Raw genomic sequence first — 14,982 nt, forward strand, 5'->3', positions numbered from 1 at the left:
CATGGCAATGAAAATTCGTCTCGCCCGCGGCGGCTCGAAAAAGCGTCCCTTCTATCGCATTGTTGCGGCTGATAGCCGTATGCCGCGCGATGGTCGTTTCATCGAAAAACTGGGCACCTACAACCCGCTGCTGCCGAAAGACAGCGAAGAGCGCGTGAAAATGAACATGGAGCGCATCCAGTACTGGCTGGATCAGGGCGCACAGCCCACCGACCGGATCGCACGCATGCTGGAAGCTGCCGGCGCCCGTGACAAGGCCGAGCGCAACAACCCCAACAAGGGCACTCCGGGCAAGAAAGCTCAGGAACGCGCGGAAGAGAAAGCTGCCAAGGCTGCTGAAGCTGCCGAAGCGGCTGCTGCACCGGCTGAAGAAGCTGCTGCAGAAGAATAAGCAGTCGGGCGCGTGCAGGATCAGGCCTTTTCCGACGATTTTCGCACGCAGTTCGATCTGTTGATGCGGCTCCGGCGTGATGTGCGCCGGTTTCGCACCGATGCAATTGACGAGGCAGTGCTTACGCGCTGCCTCGACGCGTTTCGACTGGCCCCTTCTGTTGGGCTCAGCGAACCCTGGCGCGTGATCCGCATCGAAAGTCAGGCCGCGCGCGACGCGGCGCTGAAGAATTTCCAAGCGGCCAACGAGCGGGCGCTGAGCGGGTATTCCGGCGAAAAGGCGCAGCTGTACAGCCAGCTGAAACTGTCCGGGATGAAAGAAGCTCCGGTGCAGCTGGCCGTGTTCTGCGACGATGCCACCGACAAGGGTCAAGGTCTGGGCGCAGGTACTATGCCCGAGATGCGGCGCTATTCTGTGGTCTCTGCCATCACCCTGTTCTGGCTTGCCTTACGGGCAGAAGGGCTGGGGCTGGGTTGGGTCTCGATCCTCGACCCGGACCAGATGGTGCGCGATCTGGATGTCCCCGAGGACTGGCGGTTGATCGGATATTTCTGCTTGGGCTGGCCCGAGGCCCAATCCGATACGCCGGAACTGGAGCAGGTCGGCTGGGAATGCAGAGACACCTCTCTGCCCATCGAGGTGCGCTAGACATGTTCGGATTGTTACGTCTTCCCATCCTGCTGGCGATCGCATTTATTGTGGGCGTATTCTTCGAACGCTCGAACCAGCGCGAGGCGTGCGAGGTGATCGGACAATGGCGGGACGGGCTATGTGTGACGGATGGTCGAAATGAGTGATCTGATCTACGTAGGCAGCATCGCGGGCTCGTATGGGGTGCGCGGCGAGGTGCGGCTGAAAAGTTTCTGTGCCGTCCCCGAGGATATCGAAGGCTATTCGCCGCTGACAGACGAAGAAGGTAAAGAGCGCTATCCCGTAGTCCTGACCCGCGCGATCAAGAACGGCTTTGCCGCTCGGCTGGGTGGCATTGAGACGAAGGAAGCGGCGGATGCGCTGAATGGCCTGCGCCTTTATGCGCGGCGCGATCAATTGCCGTCGCTGCCGGATGATGAGTTTTACCACACCGACCTTATCGGGCTTGAGGTTTATGACACCGGCGGCACGCTGCTGGGCCGAGTGAAATCGGTGCAAAATCACGGTGCGGCGGATCTGTTGGAACTGCATGGGCCGGGCTTAAAGGCCACCGTGCTGCTGCCGTTTACACTCGAATCCGTTCCGACCGTTGATCTGGACAAGGGCCGCATCATCGCTGATCCGCCTGAGGGCCTGCTGTAATGCGCCGCGTGTTGCTGCATCTGGGTCTGCACAAGACCGGGACGACGGCGGCACAGTCCTTTCTGTTCGAAAACCGGTCACTGATCTGGCCGCACCATGCGTTGGTCCTGCCCTATCGGACCCGGAAAACCGGCTTGTCCGAGGCCGCCACGCGCTATTCCGTCTACGGCACACCCGGCGCGATGAGCGATTTCAAGGATCAGATGCGGCACTTTCTGAATTCGCTGGAATTCGGCCAGAAACGTGGGCTGGTTCTGAGCGAAGAGAATTTCTCGGGCCTGCGCCCCAGCCGCAATGTCGCGGTAGGATATGAGGCCGCGCCCGAGCTCGCCTCGTGCCTTGTCGGCCTGATCCGCGACCGATTTGCCGGGGAAGAGGTGCATATAACGATCTACTACTCGCTGCGCCAACGGGGAAGCTGGCTGCGCAGCCTGTGGGCGCATGATCTGCAACGATCGCGCCTGATTCAGGATTTTGAGGCCTTTCGCGCCCGGCTTGAACCGGTGCCGTCGCCTCAGATTGCTGCTGCGGCTGTGCGCGACCGTTTGCCCTCGGTCTCGGTCCGCACCGAATGGCTGGAAGACCTGCAGGGCCAGCGACATGGGCTTGGAAGCACTTTTGCTGAATTCCTTGACCTGCCTGCGGACAAAGCCGCCGAATTGGTAGGCCCGACCCGATCAAACCCACGCCTGCCCGAGGATGTCTTGCAGCAGATGCTGGAAATGAACCGATCCGATCTGGACGATGCTGCGCTGATCGATCAAAAGACGGCTTTGGTTCAAAGCACCCAGAACGATCTGATCGGCTCGAGATGACAGATAAACCCGGAAAGTCCCATGGCCGCAAAGCCATCCGTCCAACGTTGAAGCCGCGCGAGTTGATGACGCCGACGCCCGATCTGCACGGGGTGTGGAAGGCCAAGATTATCACGTTGTTCCCATCTGCCTTCCCGGGTGTTCTGGGCGAAAGCCTGACCGGCAAGGCCCTGCAAGAAGGGCTATGGCAGTTGGAAACTGTGGATTTGCGCCAATTCGGGATCGGCAAGCACCGCAATGTGGATGACACCCCTGCGGGCGGCGGTGCGGGCATGGTGCTGCGTGCCGATGTGCTGGGTGAGGCCATTGAGCATACGATGGCGGGCATCCGGGGCAACTGGCCGTTGATCTACCTCAGCCCGCGTGGGCGTCGGATGGATCAGAAAATGATGCAAAACCTGGCTCGCTGCGATGGCATGACACTGCTATGTGGTCGTTTCGAAGGCGTCGATGAGCGGGTGCTGGAACATTACGGCGTGCAAGAGATCAGCTTGGGTGATTTTGTCATGACCGGGGGTGAAATCGCCGCACAGGCCCTGATCGACGCCACCGTGCGGCTGATCCCGGGCGTTCTGGGCAACCAGGCCTCAGCCGAGGAGGAGAGCTTTTCCTCTGGCTTATTGGAGCATCCGCAATACACCCGCCCCGCCGACTGGAAAGGCCGCCCGATCCCCGAGATCCTGATGTCAGGCCACCATGGACGCATTGCGGATTGGCGTCATGAAATGTCGGAACAGATCACCCGCGAACGGCGGCCCGATCTGTGGGACGCCTATCGAAAATCAGAAGATAAGGGCTAAGACTAACGGGTTGCCTTCCACAACGCCCAGGTTTCCGGCGTGCCGTTGAAGGTGTTGATGTCCACCTTACCCTGAACCCCCGGCACCAGCCCGGTGCCGGTGTATTGCCAGAACCGCCAGACCGAGCCTGGATAAACGTTGCGCGGGTGGCCCGCGACCGAGCGCAGCCAGAACTCGGTTTTGGGAAGTCGTCCGATATCGGTGTCGCCGTAGAAATCTACCGTCGTGTAGACAATCGGGCGTCGGCCATAGTGGCGCTCGAGAATATCAAGGAACCGCTGCGCCTCGGCCCGAACGGTTCGGCCATCAGGGCGCAGGGTGCAGGTTTTGGAATGGGGCGTCCATTCCATATCCAGCACATGCGGCAGGTCGGCCCCTTTGGGCACGTTCTGGATGAACCAACGCGCCTGTTCTTGGGCCGGTCGGCAGAAATAGTAATAGTGATAGGCCCCCCACGGCACTCCGGCAGCTTGTGCGCCGCGTCGGTGCTCGTCGAACATCGGGTCGGTAAAATCTCCGCCCTCGGTGGCTTTGATGAAGGCAAAGCTGACACCGTTCTTCTGCGCGGTGCGCCAATCAATCGGCCCCTGCCAACGCGAGACATCCAGCCCGTGCACGGGGTACTGGCCGGGGTGGCGACCTTCCCAAGGGTGCGGGTCAGCGTCACCAAAGGCGGGGTAGATGATCGAAGGCGGGGTCGTGTCCGCGAAGGCCTGCGGCTCAACCGCCTGAGGTTGCGGGCCGCGGCGACCACATGAGACAAGTGCAAGCGCCATAACGGCCAGCAGAAGTGCTTTGCGCATCTTATGATCCTGTATCAAATATCTGCTCTTATAATTAACCCCAGAATGCCTGATCTGGTGAACAAGGCAACGGTGGATTTGACGGGTGGCAAAAACTCACCTGTTTCACCAAGAATAAGGCTTGATCCTCGCCCACAAAGCCCGTAAAGCAGCCCAATCCGGTGTGGCGTTACGCGACTCCGGTGTTTTGGTTTGCATCCTGACGTGACGCCCGGCTTTCTTCGGCCACGGCGCGACAGGGCGGACCGGACCAAAAGGAACATTCGATCTGACCTCTGGCGGGCTGTACGCAGGACCCGGTGAAGACCAAGAGCTCTCAGGCCGTGCCCAAACTTCGTGGACCAACCGCGAGCATATAGGAGTAACTGCGATGGACCTAATCGCACAGCTTGAGGCGGAACAGATTGCCGCCCTGGGGAAAGACATCCCCGATTTCAAAGCCGGTGACACCATCCGTGTCGGCTTTAAAGTGACCGAAGGGTCGCGTACCCGTGTGCAGAACTATGAAGGCGTCTGCATCGCGCGCAAAGGTGGCAGCGGCATCGCCGGTTCGTTCACCGTTCGCAAGATTTCGTTTGGCGAAGGCGTGGAGCGTGTGTTCCCGCTGCATTCGACCAATATCGACAGCATCACCGTTGTCCGCCGTGGCCGCGTTCGTCGCGCCAAACTTTACTACCTGCGCTCGCGCCGTGGTAAATCCGCGCGTATCGCAGAAGTCACCAACTACAAGCCCAAGGCTGGCGCCGAGGCGTAAGGAGCGGAAAGATGAAAAAAGACATCCATCCCGATTATCACGTCATCAACGTCAAAATGACCGATGGCTCTGTGGTTCAGATGAAATCCACCTGGGGCAGCGAAGGCGACCAGTTGGCTCTGGAAATCGACCCTTCCGTGCACCCCGCATGGACCGGTGGTTCGTCGCGCCTGATGGACGCAGGCGGCCGCGTGTCGAAGTTCAAGAAGAAATACGAAGGTCTGGGCTTCTAATCCCGACCTGGTTGAAATGCGAAAGGCCGTCCATTTGGGCGGCCTTTTTTGTTTTGGAATTGCGCCACTGCACTTTGCGGCTGTTTCAGAAATCAAACCCGGTCTGGACCGGGGGCGTGTAAGGCTCAATCATATCTTCGCCCTCAGCTCCGCGTTTGATGGGTTTGACGGTGTGATATTCAAACCGGCCTTCGTACTGCGTGCCCAAAGACTGCTTCGCCTCTTGCGCGGTTGTGACGCCCGATAGCCAGCTTTCGATCTCATCCGGGGTCAAGATCACCGGCATTCGGCTGTGAATATGCGCGATCTGTGGGCTGGGTGGCCGGGTCAGGATCGTACAGCTGTGGCTGCCATCATCCGTTCGGTAAAACCCCGCAAAGAACATCACCGGGGCATTGCGCTGAACCGTAATGTAGACCGGGCAATTATGGCCCTGATCCTTGGGCCATTCGTAATAGCCCAGCGCCGGAATAAGACAGCGCCCCTTGTTCCAGTACTCCTGCCAGAAGCTGACATTTTCGATCTTCGAGTTGATCATCGGCTTCTTGCTGCGCGGGTCCTTGATCTGCCAGCGCGCCGTCGCCAGCTCGGCCCGGTCTCCGTCCCAACGGACCATGCCAACCCGATTGGTCGGAGACACATTGTACCCGCCCGAAGGCAGCTGTTCGGGCAGATCAGGCGAGACCTTGCCGTAGAGAAAATACTCGGTAATCGCCAGCATTTCCCGCTGCGTCAGGTGACCGGCTGCAAATTTTCCACACATGGCGAAAACCTAGGCCGATTGGGTGCCGGTCACAAGTGGCCCCACCGACGATCAGTCCCTTGTCAGATCAACCGCGCTGTGTGGTGGAGGCACGGGGCCTCGCAGCATTACGGCAGCCAGGATCATCCCCAAAAGCGCAGCGATAGCGGCGACAAGCATGGCACTGTTAAATGCATCATCCTGCAGATCTCGCAAGGCGCGCGCCAACGCTTCGCCCGTGGTCGGATCAAGCGCCGCTATAAGCTGCTGCACCTGACTTGCAGTGCCATGTGTCAACGCATGGGCCAGATCAGCCCGTTGCTCGGACCCGGTGGGCAAGGCGTTGATCACTTCGGTCAGGCCGCGCCGGGTGGTGATCGCTTCAGCCAACCCGCCGACAACCGCACCAAGCGTGGCCCCAAAATAAAGGAACGCATTCACTACGCCCGAGCCCTGCCCCATATGTTCTTCCGGCAACAAGCGCAGCCCGAGACGCGGCAATAACGAAAAACCGATGCCAAGCCCGATCCCGATAATCACCAGCTTCCACCAAATCGCACCCATGCCGGTTGTGTTCGTCGTTGTCGTCAACAGCATGAACCCACAGGTCATGAACCCCATGCCCAGGATCACCGGCCATCGAAAACTGTAAGGTGCAAGAAAACGCGGAGCCACCACGGACACGACGAACATACTGAGGCTCAACGGCAGGATCGCCACCCCCGCCCCAACAGCAGACAGGCCAAACGCATCTGGCGATTGCACGAAGACGTTGAAATAGACGAAAAAGCTGAACAGCGCGAAGCCGGTAATGAACATCCCTGCCGCCGCCATGAAATAACGGGGGTGGCGGAAGTAGCGCAGCTCGATCAGAGGGTCCGCGCTGCGGCGCGAGGTGATGATCAGTGCAATCACCGCTACAGCCGACACGGCAAGCGGGATCAGGGTCGATCTTGTGGCCCATCCGTGGCTTTCCCCGTTGCTGAGCGCGAAGGATAGCGGGCCAAGCAGCAGGACCAATGCGACTGCACCCGCAAGATCGAACTTTGCGCCTGCAAGACGGGTGTCGGGGACGTAATGCTCTTTGCTGACCCGCAACCCGACCGCAAAGGCCACGATCAGCAGCGCCAGATCGGTGGCAAACACGCCCCGCCAGCTGAGGTAATGCGCAAACGCGCCGCCAACGATCGGACCAACACCAATTGCCAGCCCGACGATCGCGCCCCAGGCACCGGTGACGCTGGCCCGTTGTTCCTCGGGCGTGGCGGCAGTCAGCAGCGAAAGCGAGGTGCCAAACAGCGCTGCCGCCCCGGCACCTTGGGCCCCGCGGCCTGCCAGCAACATGGCTGCATCCTGTGAAAACAACACAAGTGCCGAGCCAAGACCGAACACGATCATTCCGGCAAAGAAGACGCCCATCTTGCCGGTGATATCGCCAAGTCGGCTGACGATGGTAACGAGGGTCGCGCTAACCACCGTATAGATCGCCATCACCCATTGCAGGCTGGAAGGCGACAGATCGAACTCGGCCTTCAGATTTGGCAGGATCGTCGCAACGGCGGTTGTGTTGAAGCCAACAACCATCATGCACAGCGCGGTCATCACCAGAACCAGACGTGCCCCTCCCGCGCCGGATATGTCGTCAGTGACGTCTTTTGGCATCTGCCTGTCCCCCGTTCAGGAATAGCGCGCTGGCCCTTCGGGCACCGTGTTGTGCCTATTATTAAACGGTTTTTTGCTGATAGATACTGTTTTTAGCGCGCTGCGCGCGCAGCGCCTATTAGATCCAGTAGGACAGCGCCAATGGCAGCACCAGGATCGTGGACAGAGTCGAAACCAGAATGAACCCGGCCACATCGGGTCCGTATTCCGGCACATGCTGATCGATGAACAAATAGGTCGCGACAGAGGAGGGCATCAAACAGCACAGGATCACCGCGCCCCGCTCAGCCCCGGTGAAGCCGAAGCTCCAGACCAACGCGCTGGCAATCACCGCAGCCATCAGCAGGTGCAGCGCTGTCAGCAAAACGGCTCGGCCAAGGCTTTTGATCCGCAGGGTCGCCAGCGTGTGGCCCAGCGTCAGCAACATCAGCGGGATTGAAAGACCGCCCAGAATATCAAAGGATTTGGCCACCGGTTGCGGCAGGCTGGTGCCCGTCGCCATCAACACCAGCGACAGTGCGACCGCGTAAATAATCGGCGAAGTCGCCAGTTTCTTGGGTGAGAACTCTCCGGCCGGAATCCACATGCCGATCGTGAAGATACTGATCAGCACAACCACCACAAATGCCATCGTATAGGCCATTCCCGCATCGCCCAGCGCCAAAAGGGTAATGGGCAGGCCGATATTGCCGACATTGCCATGCATCAGCGGCGTCAGAAATGCCCGCACCGGCAGCCGCATCAGTTTGAGCGCGACAAGCCCCAACAGCCCAAAACCTGCAATCGCCAAAGCGGCGGCCATCATGACATCAAGAAAGGTGCCGACCGCAATCTGGGTGGTTGAAAGGTGCGAGATAATCAGCGTCGGATACCCGACCCGCGAGACGATCCCGCCAATAACCTTGTTGTCATAGGGGGCCTTGATCAAAGCCAGAGCGTAACCGATTCCAGCGCAAATCAGGACAGGCAGAACCACGTTCAAAACGTTCAGAAACAGATGATCCAATGGCTGCCCTCGATCACAAATCCATAGGATGGACAGTGAAACAGGGGTGTGTGTTTGGCAAGGATTTACCCTAACCCCCAAGTACCAAGCACTTTTCCAATTTGAGGCTTGATAATACCGCTCAAGACGGCCCGAGGTTCTTCCCTTCCCGGCCTACACAACATATAGTGGCTGCCAACAACGTGTAGGCAAACACGGCGGGACTTGGGAATACAGGCATGGCACATATCATTGTGGTCGGGAACGAAAAGGGCGGCGCAGGCAAATCAACCGTGTCGATGCATGTGGCCACTGCATTGGCACGGCTGGGGCACAAGGTCAGCACACTCGATCTTGACCTGCGGCAGCGCAGTCTGGGTCGTTATTTCGAGAACCGCTTGAACTTCCTGAACGGCTCGGACCTGTCTCTGCCCAGCCCACGCCACCACGACCTGCCCGAGATTGACGCCAGCGCTCTGCAACCCGGTGAAAACATCTATGACCACCGCCTTTCAGCCGCCGTGGCCGAACTGGAAAGCGATAGCGATTTCATCCTGATCGACTGCCCCGGTTCGCACACTCGACTCAGCCAGGTTGCACATTCGCTGGCCGATACGCTGATTACACCGCTGAACGACAGTTTCATCGATTTTGACCTGCTGGCGCGGATCGATTCCAAAGGTGAGAGAATCCTTGGCCCCTCAGTCTATTCCGAGATGGTCTGGAATGCCCGCCAACTGCGCGCCCAAGCTGGGCTGAAACCGATCGACTGGGTCGTCGTCCGCAACCGGGTCGGCACCCAGCGCATGGTCAACAAGGAAAAGATGCAACGCGCGATCGAGATGCTGTCACAGCGCATCGGCTTCCGCGTCGCCTCGGGCTTTTCCGAGCGAGTGATTTTCCGCGAGTTGTTCCCGCGCGGACTGACTTTGCTGGACCTCAAGGATATCGGGGTCAAGCAGCTCAATATCTCCAACATCGCCGCACGCCAGGAACTGCGCGACATGATGAAGGAACTGAGCTTGCCGGGTGTTGAGATCGATTTCTGAGCGACCACAGCTCGAATTACCCAACATATCCGCCCAAGACCCCGGAAAATTTAAAAGTTTCCGGATCGATTTCATTCTATGAAATCGTGCGCAGCAGCAGTCGCACGCGTTGGCACAGGTGTCAGTGATCGGTTAGCCCGCCGTTCTGTAAATTGTAAACAGCTCTTTCGGCTCTGCCACGCCCCGCAACATATAGCGACCGACCGAGATCAGATCCTGATCGCAGGGATGGGCCGCGCGGGCTACATCGTCGGAAATCAGGATGCGCTGCCCCAGCGACCGATGCATCCCCGCAATTCTGGACGTCTGGTTGACCGCCGGACCAATTACCGTGAAATCCAGCCGACTTTCGGAGCCGATGTTTCCATAGAGGATCTCACCAGAGTGCAATGCCAGCGTATAGTTCGAAACCGGTTGCCCCCGTGAACTCCGCTGAGTGTTCAATTCGGCCATGCGCTCTTGCAGCATGGTCGCCGCAGCCAGCGCGGCGCGGGCATCGGCATCGATCTCGCCGACATCAAACATCGCCATGACACCGTCGCCCATGAACTTCAGGATGTTGCCTTCGCATTGATGAACAACATCGACCACCACACCCAGGTAGTCATTCAGCATATCTATGACTTCGATCCCTGGCATCTCTTCCGACAGGCTGGTGAACCCTTCCAGATCGAAGTTCCAGATCACCGCATCAATCTGCTGCAGTGACCCGCGACGGATTTCACCGGACAAGACCCGACGACCGGCATCGCGCCCCAGATAAACCCGCATCAAATCTTTCGACACCCGCGCGTTCGAGGCTGACTTCAGAGCCAGCCCCAGATGCGGTAGCGCCGTATTGATCACATCCAGATCATCGTCGCAGAATCCTTCCGGCGCATTGCTGGACCAGGACATCAAGACGCCGTCGATTGCCTCTTTCGCATCATAGGGATTGCGTTGAGCCGGCACATCAAAGCTGATGCCAGTCGCGTAATAGTCCGTGGCTCCGTTTTCCCGCAACTCGTTTAGCAGAGGAAAGCGGCTGGGTTCGTTCTGGTCGACCAGCCGTTCACGGATAGCATCGATATCTTCGTGCAATACGGCATATAGCGGACTTTGTGTCCAAACTTCACTGGGCTCTTCGGAATACTCGAAGGTTTCCAGATTACTTCCTTTGCTGCGGTACCAGCTATAGCCCGTTCCGCCATAGACGGGATGCAAGGCCGGTTGCGCCGCATGAAAGCGCATCAAGGGAACACCAAGATCAACCAAACGGGTGCAATACCCGTCCAAAAGTTCTTGTTTGTCGGCCCCTTCCAGGCCTCGGGTCACCAACCAATCTATCAGATCATGGGATTTTGCCGTTGGGGAATCCGGCGCTGTCATGTGTCGTTCCTGTGTCCGTTATGACGTTGATCTGGGGGCAGCTGTACCGGATTACCAGTACCCTAATCCATTCCGGCCAGACGTCGCAGCATCATGCGCAGCAAAGCGGCCTCACCCGTGGTGAAACGCGATGCCAGTTTCTGATCATAATCCTGCGCGATACCGCTTAACTCGCGATAAACCTTCTGGCCAGCCGAGGTCAGCGATAGCCGCTCAACCCGCCGGTCATTTTCATCCCGCAACCTTTGCAAATATCGGCGCTGTTGCAATCGGCTGACCGCACGGCTGACCTTGGTTTTGTGGATTTTGGCACGCTCAACAATGTCGCGTGCGGTCATCTCACCATGATTGCCCAGATGAAACAGCACCCGCCATTCGGTGCGCAGCATTCCGTAGCGATCCTTGTAAACGCGCTGAAACTCAAGCGAACTTTCCTCGGCCGCCTGATTCAACAGGAACGGAAGGAAATTTCGCAAATCAAACTCATCTTTTTGGTCATTTTTAGGCTGAGTCATCCTTGTTAGTTACAAAATCAACTATTATTCGACAAGTGACAAGTTGAAGGATCACCGGAGACGAGATGAGTTTTGATATCTGGATCACCCATGTGGCGACGGTGTTGCTGCTGATGAGCACACCGGGGCCAAGCCAGTTGCTGATGCTGTCGAACTCGGCAACCAATGGGCTGCGGCGAGGTTTTTTTACCGCTGCGGGTGATTTGACGGCCAATTTCTTTCAAATGTTGGCCGCCGGTCTGGGTCTGGCTGCCCTGATCGCCACGTCCGGGACGGCCTTTACCGTGATCAAGTGGTTGGGCGTGGCCTATTTGGTCTATCTCGGCGTCAAGCAAATCGTGAAGGCACGTGTTGCCGAAACCAACGATGCGCCACGTGCCAGCCGCAAGGCGCTCTGGATGCAGGGCTTCATCACCTCTGCCGCGAATCCCAAGGCGGTGGTGTTCTTCGCCGCTTTGTTTCCGCTGTTCATCGATGGCGCGCTGCCTTTCTGGCCGCAATTCGCCATCCTCTCGGCCACATATCTGATCATAGACGGGTTGTTTCTGATGGCCTATGGCTCCACTGCCAGTTGGCTAGCCCGGCGACTGCAGGGGCCGGCAAGGCTTTGGCTCGACCGGATCGGTGGCAGCTTCATGATATTGGCGGCAGTCCTGCTGGGCTTCAAATCCCTGCGCGCCGCCTCGTAACCGAAAGACATAAGGACGCAATATGCCTTTGAAGAAATCCTGGGTCGCATCGGCCAATTCCGCCGACCACCCCTTCCCGCTGAACAACCTGCCTTATGGCGTGTTCTCGACCGAAACCACCGAGCCCCGCTGCGGCGTTGCCATCGGCGACATGATCTTCGACGTGACTGCTGCCGAAGCTGATGGATTAATCGCGCTGTCGGATGAGCCGCTGTTCGATCTGCCCTTCTGGAATCCGCTGATGGAAGAAGGCCCTGCCGTATGGGCTGCATTGCGCGACCGCCTATCTAAGCTATTGGCTGAAGATTCGGACGAACAGCACAAGATCGAAGGTCTGCTGATCCCGCAGGACGAGGCCGAGATGCACATGCCCTTTGCCGTCAGCGAGTACACCGATTTCTACGCGGGCCGCCACCATGCCCAGAACGTGGGCACCATGTTCCGCGGCCCGGAAAACGCGTTGCCGCCGAACTGGCTGCACATCCCCATCGGCTATAACGGCCGCGCGTCGTCTGTTGTCGTTTCAGGCACGGATATCCGTCGCCCCTGGGGTCAATTGAAATCGCCCGATCAGGAGCTGCCTGCTTTCCTGCCCAGCCGCCGCTTTGACATCGAGCTTGAGATGGGCGCTATCGTCGGCACACCCTCGGATGGGCCGATCACGGTGCAGGAAGCCGATGACAACATCTTTGGCTATGTCCTGCTAAACGACTGGTCCGCGCGTGATATTCAGGCCTGGGAATACCAGCCGCTGGGGCCATTTCAGGCCAAGGCGACCGCGACCTCGATCAGCCCCTGGATCGTGACCAAAGCGGCGCTGGAACCGTTCCGCTGCGATACGCCCGACCGTGAGTTCGCCCTGCTGGACCACCTGAAGGATTGCGGCCCGATGCTCTATGACATCGATCTATCCGTAACGATGGCGCCCGAGAATAAAGACGCCACGACCATCGCACGAACCAATTATCGCGAGATGTATTACTCGGCGGCGCAGCAGTTGGCGCATCACTCGACGTCTGGGTGTCCGATGAACACGGGCGACCTGTTGGGGTCCGGCACCATTTCGGGGCCGAACAAGCCAGAGCGCGGATCACTTCTGGAACTCAGCTGGGGCGGGAAAGAGCCACTGACGCTGGACACAGGCGAGACCCGCACCTTCATCGAGAACGGCGACACGCTGACCCTGACCGGCGCAGCCAAGGGCGACGGCTATACCATCGGGTTCGGCGATTGCACCGGCACTGTGCTGCCCGCACTCGAAAATCCATTCGCCAGAGATTGATGCAGGTCCAGTCCGCATATTCAGAGCGCGCTCTGCCAGTCCTTAACGGCCTCGATGGGATAAAGCAGCATCAGCACGTTCAGCGTCAGACCATCGCGGATCAGCGTGGTGGTCAGGATCTCGAATCCCAGCGCAATGGTGACCGTCATCCAGATCGGCAGGCGACGCGCCAACCAGAACCCCAGCATCATCGCGCCAATATCGGCGATCGAGTTGACGACACTGTCGCCGTAGTAATCCAGCGAGATCGTAACCGCGCGGTAATGTTCGATCACGGCATTGGTGTTCTCGGAAATCTCCCACGCGACTTCTATCAAGGTGGCGATGAACAACCGCCAGCCAACCGCAAGGCGGCGCGCCACCAGCCACAGAAGACCGTAAAACAGAAAGCCATGAATGATGTGGCTGGGCGTGTACCAATCGGTCAGATGCTGCGAGCTTTCGGAACTGAAGGTTTCACCATGCCACAGCTTGACATAACCGCATTTGCAAATCGGTTCGCGGCCCATCCACAGCAGGATGATGGCGCAGGCAATGACAACACAAGCGGTTGCCCAATAAGGCAAAAATCGACGTTCAAACATATGGCGACAACATCATCAAAGCCAGTCGCTGTCCAGAAGGGAAATCACTGATATGGCCAAGGCATTTGCGTCCCAGGGGGACATGTCGGAAAAGAAAATCAGCTTCACTGAGGTGGGCGAAGGGCTCTATGCCTTCACCGCCGAAGGCGACCCGAACTCGGGCGTGATCATCGGCGATGACAGCGTGATGATTGTCGAGGCGCAGGCGACCCCGCGTCTGGCCAACAAGGTGATCGAATGCGTGCGGTCGGTGACTGACAAGCCGATCACCCATGTGGCGCTGACCCATTACCACGCAGTACGCGTGCTAGGTGCCAGCGCCTTTGGTGCGCAACAGATCCTGATGTCGGATATGGCGCGCGCCATGGTGGTTGAACGTGGTCAGGAAGACTGGGACAGCGAATTCCAACGCTTCCCGCGTCTCTTTGAAGGACACGAAAGCATCCCCGGCCTCACATGGCCCACCACCACCTTCAGCGACACAATGACGGTTTATCTGGGCAACCGCCGGATCGACCTGATGCATCTGGGCCGTGCGCATACCGCTGGCGATATCGTCATCCACGTGCCCGATCAGAATGTCATGTTCACCGGTGACATCGTCGAATACCACTCGGCCTGCTATTGCGGCGACGGGCATTTCAGCGACTGGGGCGATACGCTGGATGAGATCAAGTGGTTCGACGTAGACGCTATCGCGCCGGGGCGCGGCGACGCTCTGGTCGGTAAGGACATGGTCAACGCGGCCATCGAAAACACCCGCGATTTCGTGGAAAGCACCTACCGCCCGGCAGCAAAGGTCGCGGCGCGTGGCGGTTCGCTGAAAGAAGCCTGGGACGCCGTGCGCGCAGAATGCGACCCAAAATTCGCCGACTATGCGATCTACGAACACTGCCTGCCCTTCAATGTTGCCCGCGCCTATGACGAGGCCCGCGGCATCGACACGCCCCGTATCTGGACCGCCCAGCGCGATCTGGAGATGTGGGAGGCCCTGCAGGGCTAAGAATTCCGGGCCGG

Annotated in this window: 19 protein-coding genes; 12 read left to right on the forward strand and 7 right to left on the reverse strand. The window is 58.7% G+C overall.

All coding sequences use genetic code 11. The features are described from left to right. The first annotated feature begins 1 nt into the window (after position 1). The 6 genes from rpsP to trmD are packed head-to-tail and all read left to right on the forward strand — an operon-like array spanning position 2 to position 3,299. Positions 2 to 391 (forward strand): 30S ribosomal protein S16, encoded by a 390-nt coding sequence (rpsP, locus tag ACRZ9U_RS05550; RefSeq protein ID WP_010437590.1) that lies wholly within the window; start codon positions 2 to 4, stop codon positions 389 to 391. Positions 392 to 403: 12 nt separating this feature from the next. Further along, a complete protein-coding gene (gene bluB, locus ACRZ9U_RS05555) occupies positions 404 to 1,039 on the forward strand; it encodes a 5,6-dimethylbenzimidazole synthase (RefSeq protein WP_170402403.1) in 636 nt (211 codons plus the stop codon). Between the two features lie 2 nt (positions 1,040 to 1,041). Continuing rightward, positions 1,042 to 1,188, forward strand: a complete 147-nt coding sequence (locus tag ACRZ9U_RS05560) for a hypothetical protein (RefSeq protein ID WP_170392664.1) — start codon at positions 1,042 to 1,044, stop codon at positions 1,186 to 1,188. Next, the gene (gene rimM, locus ACRZ9U_RS05565; protein ID WP_170402406.1) at positions 1,181 to 1,684 is read left to right on the forward strand and encodes a ribosome maturation factor RimM; all 504 of its coding nucleotides are present in this window, start codon (positions 1,181 to 1,183) and stop codon (positions 1,682 to 1,684) included. The genes ACRZ9U_RS05560 and rimM overlap by 8 nt, the downstream gene beginning before the upstream one ends. Further along, a complete protein-coding gene (locus ACRZ9U_RS05570; RefSeq protein ID WP_170402408.1) occupies positions 1,684 to 2,499 on the forward strand; it encodes a hypothetical protein in 816 nt (271 codons plus the stop codon). Before rimM ends, ACRZ9U_RS05570 begins: the two co-directional genes overlap by 1 nt. Then, a complete protein-coding gene (trmD, locus tag ACRZ9U_RS05575; RefSeq protein WP_170392667.1) occupies positions 2,496 to 3,299 on the forward strand; it encodes a tRNA (guanosine(37)-N1)-methyltransferase TrmD in 804 nt (267 codons plus the stop codon). Before ACRZ9U_RS05570 ends, trmD begins: the two co-directional genes overlap by 4 nt. Before the next feature lie 2 nt (positions 3,300 to 3,301). On the opposite strand, the gene ACRZ9U_RS05580 is transcribed toward trmD, so the two are convergent. Then, positions 3,302 to 4,102: a glycoside hydrolase family 25 protein gene (locus tag ACRZ9U_RS05580; protein WP_170402409.1), complete on the reverse strand. Its 801-nt coding sequence runs from the start codon at positions 4,100 to 4,102 to the stop codon at positions 3,302 to 3,304. 370 nt (positions 4,103 to 4,472) lie between these two features. Here ACRZ9U_RS05580 and rplS point away from each other — a divergent pair, with 370 nt between their 5' ends. Both rplS and rpmE read left to right on the forward strand, forming a co-directional pair. Continuing rightward, complete coding sequence (gene rplS, locus ACRZ9U_RS05585) at positions 4,473 to 4,856, forward strand: 50S ribosomal protein L19 (RefSeq protein ID WP_170328369.1); 384 nt, start codon at positions 4,473 to 4,475, stop codon at positions 4,854 to 4,856. Between the two features lie 11 nt (positions 4,857 to 4,867). Beyond that, positions 4,868 to 5,089, forward strand: coding sequence for a 50S ribosomal protein L31 (gene rpmE, locus ACRZ9U_RS05590; protein WP_170392669.1), 222 nt, complete (start codon positions 4,868 to 4,870; stop codon positions 5,087 to 5,089). A gap of 85 nt (positions 5,090 to 5,174) precedes the next feature. Here the strand turns inward: rpmE and ACRZ9U_RS05595 are convergent, their stop codons facing one another. From ACRZ9U_RS05595 to ACRZ9U_RS05605, 3 genes are all read right to left on the reverse strand, one after another. Continuing rightward, complete coding sequence (locus ACRZ9U_RS05595; protein WP_170402410.1) at positions 5,175 to 5,852, reverse strand: SOS response-associated peptidase; 678 nt, start codon at positions 5,850 to 5,852, stop codon at positions 5,175 to 5,177. Positions 5,853 to 5,903: 51 nt separating this feature from the next. Continuing rightward, positions 5,904 to 7,493 carry an MFS transporter gene (locus ACRZ9U_RS05600; protein WP_170402412.1) on the reverse strand — a complete coding sequence of 530 codons (1,590 nt, stop codon included), beginning with the start codon at positions 7,491 to 7,493 and terminating at the stop codon, positions 5,904 to 5,906. Positions 7,494 to 7,611: 118 nt separating this feature from the next. Beyond that, the gene (locus ACRZ9U_RS05605; RefSeq protein ID WP_170402414.1) at positions 7,612 to 8,499 is read right to left on the reverse strand and encodes an AEC family transporter; all 888 of its coding nucleotides are present in this window, start codon (positions 8,497 to 8,499) and stop codon (positions 7,612 to 7,614) included. Positions 8,500 to 8,717: 218 nt separating this feature from the next. Here ACRZ9U_RS05605 and ACRZ9U_RS05610 point away from each other — a divergent pair, with 218 nt between their 5' ends. Further along, positions 8,718 to 9,527, forward strand: a complete 810-nt coding sequence (locus ACRZ9U_RS05610) for a division plane positioning ATPase MipZ (protein ID WP_170402416.1) — start codon at positions 8,718 to 8,720, stop codon at positions 9,525 to 9,527. Positions 9,528 to 9,659: 132 nt separating this feature from the next. On the opposite strand, the gene ACRZ9U_RS05615 is transcribed toward ACRZ9U_RS05610, so the two are convergent. Together ACRZ9U_RS05615 and ACRZ9U_RS05620 are read right to left on the reverse strand one after the other, a co-directional pair. Then, on the reverse strand, positions 9,660 to 10,895 hold the full coding sequence (locus tag ACRZ9U_RS05615) for an adenylate/guanylate cyclase domain-containing protein (protein ID WP_170392675.1): 1,236 nt from the start codon (positions 10,893 to 10,895) through the stop codon (positions 9,660 to 9,662). 62 nt (positions 10,896 to 10,957) lie between these two features. Then, entirely contained in the window at positions 10,958 to 11,410 is a 453-nt protein-coding gene (locus ACRZ9U_RS05620; RefSeq protein ID WP_170392676.1) for a MarR family winged helix-turn-helix transcriptional regulator, read from the reverse strand. Positions 11,411 to 11,475: 65 nt separating this feature from the next. Between ACRZ9U_RS05620 and ACRZ9U_RS05625 the strand changes: the two genes are divergently transcribed. Together ACRZ9U_RS05625 and fahA are read left to right on the forward strand one after the other, a co-directional pair. Continuing rightward, positions 11,476 to 12,099, forward strand: a complete 624-nt coding sequence (locus ACRZ9U_RS05625; protein ID WP_170402418.1) for a LysE family translocator — start codon at positions 11,476 to 11,478, stop codon at positions 12,097 to 12,099. A 22-nt stretch (positions 12,100 to 12,121) separates the two neighbouring features. Next, a complete protein-coding gene (gene fahA, locus ACRZ9U_RS05630) occupies positions 12,122 to 13,381 on the forward strand; it encodes a fumarylacetoacetase (protein WP_170402420.1) in 1,260 nt (419 codons plus the stop codon). A gap of 20 nt (positions 13,382 to 13,401) precedes the next feature. Here the strand turns inward: fahA and ACRZ9U_RS05635 are convergent, their stop codons facing one another. Then, positions 13,402 to 13,965: a DUF2585 domain-containing protein gene (locus tag ACRZ9U_RS05635; protein ID WP_170402422.1), complete on the reverse strand. Its 564-nt coding sequence runs from the start codon at positions 13,963 to 13,965 to the stop codon at positions 13,402 to 13,404. A gap of 52 nt (positions 13,966 to 14,017) precedes the next feature. On the opposite strand from ACRZ9U_RS05635, the gene ACRZ9U_RS05640 reads away from it, so the two are divergent. Continuing rightward, complete coding sequence (locus ACRZ9U_RS05640; protein WP_039541551.1) at positions 14,018 to 14,968, forward strand: MBL fold metallo-hydrolase; 951 nt, start codon at positions 14,018 to 14,020, stop codon at positions 14,966 to 14,968. Positions 14,969 to 14,982 lie beyond the last annotated feature (14 nt).

The sequence above is a fragment of the Ruegeria sp. D7 genome (assembly GCF_056534355.1).

Excerpts from the sequence above, each read along its gene's own strand:
- rpsP (WP_010437590.1), top strand. The coding sequence starts at position 2 with ATGGCAATGAAAATTCGTCTCGCCCGCGGCGGCTCGAAAAAGCGTCCC.
- trmD (WP_170392667.1), top strand. The coding sequence starts at position 2,496 with ATGACAGATAAACCCGGAAAGTCCCATGGCCGCAAAGCCATCCGTCCA.
- rimM (WP_170402406.1), top strand. The coding sequence starts at position 1,181 with ATGAGTGATCTGATCTACGTAGGCAGCATCGCGGGCTCGTATGGGGTG.
- ACRZ9U_RS05580 (WP_170402409.1), bottom strand. The coding sequence starts at position 4,102 with ATGCGCAAAGCACTTCTGCTGGCCGTTATGGCGCTTGCACTTGTCTCA.
- ACRZ9U_RS05560 (WP_170392664.1), top strand. The coding sequence starts at position 1,042 with ATGTTCGGATTGTTACGTCTTCCCATCCTGCTGGCGATCGCATTTATT.
- ACRZ9U_RS05615 (WP_170392675.1), bottom strand. The coding sequence starts at position 10,895 with ATGACAGCGCCGGATTCCCCAACGGCAAAATCCCATGATCTGATAGAT.
- ACRZ9U_RS05620 (WP_170392676.1), bottom strand. The coding sequence starts at position 11,410 with ATGACTCAGCCTAAAAATGACCAAAAAGATGAGTTTGATTTGCGAAAT.
- ACRZ9U_RS05595 (WP_170402410.1), bottom strand. The coding sequence starts at position 5,852 with ATGTGTGGAAAATTTGCAGCCGGTCACCTGACGCAGCGGGAAATGCTG.
- rpmE (WP_170392669.1), top strand. The coding sequence starts at position 4,868 with ATGAAAAAAGACATCCATCCCGATTATCACGTCATCAACGTCAAAATG.
- ACRZ9U_RS05570 (WP_170402408.1), top strand. The coding sequence starts at position 1,684 with ATGCGCCGCGTGTTGCTGCATCTGGGTCTGCACAAGACCGGGACGACG.
- rplS (WP_170328369.1), top strand. The coding sequence starts at position 4,473 with ATGGACCTAATCGCACAGCTTGAGGCGGAACAGATTGCCGCCCTGGGG.
- ACRZ9U_RS05610 (WP_170402416.1), top strand. The coding sequence starts at position 8,718 with ATGGCACATATCATTGTGGTCGGGAACGAAAAGGGCGGCGCAGGCAAA.
- ACRZ9U_RS05640 (WP_039541551.1), top strand. The coding sequence starts at position 14,018 with ATGGCCAAGGCATTTGCGTCCCAGGGGGACATGTCGGAAAAGAAAATC.
- fahA (WP_170402420.1), top strand. The coding sequence starts at position 12,122 with ATGCCTTTGAAGAAATCCTGGGTCGCATCGGCCAATTCCGCCGACCAC.
- ACRZ9U_RS05600 (WP_170402412.1), bottom strand. The coding sequence starts at position 7,493 with ATGCCAAAAGACGTCACTGACGACATATCCGGCGCGGGAGGGGCACGT.
- ACRZ9U_RS05625 (WP_170402418.1), top strand. The coding sequence starts at position 11,476 with ATGAGTTTTGATATCTGGATCACCCATGTGGCGACGGTGTTGCTGCTG.
- ACRZ9U_RS05635 (WP_170402422.1), bottom strand. The coding sequence starts at position 13,965 with ATGTTTGAACGTCGATTTTTGCCTTATTGGGCAACCGCTTGTGTTGTC.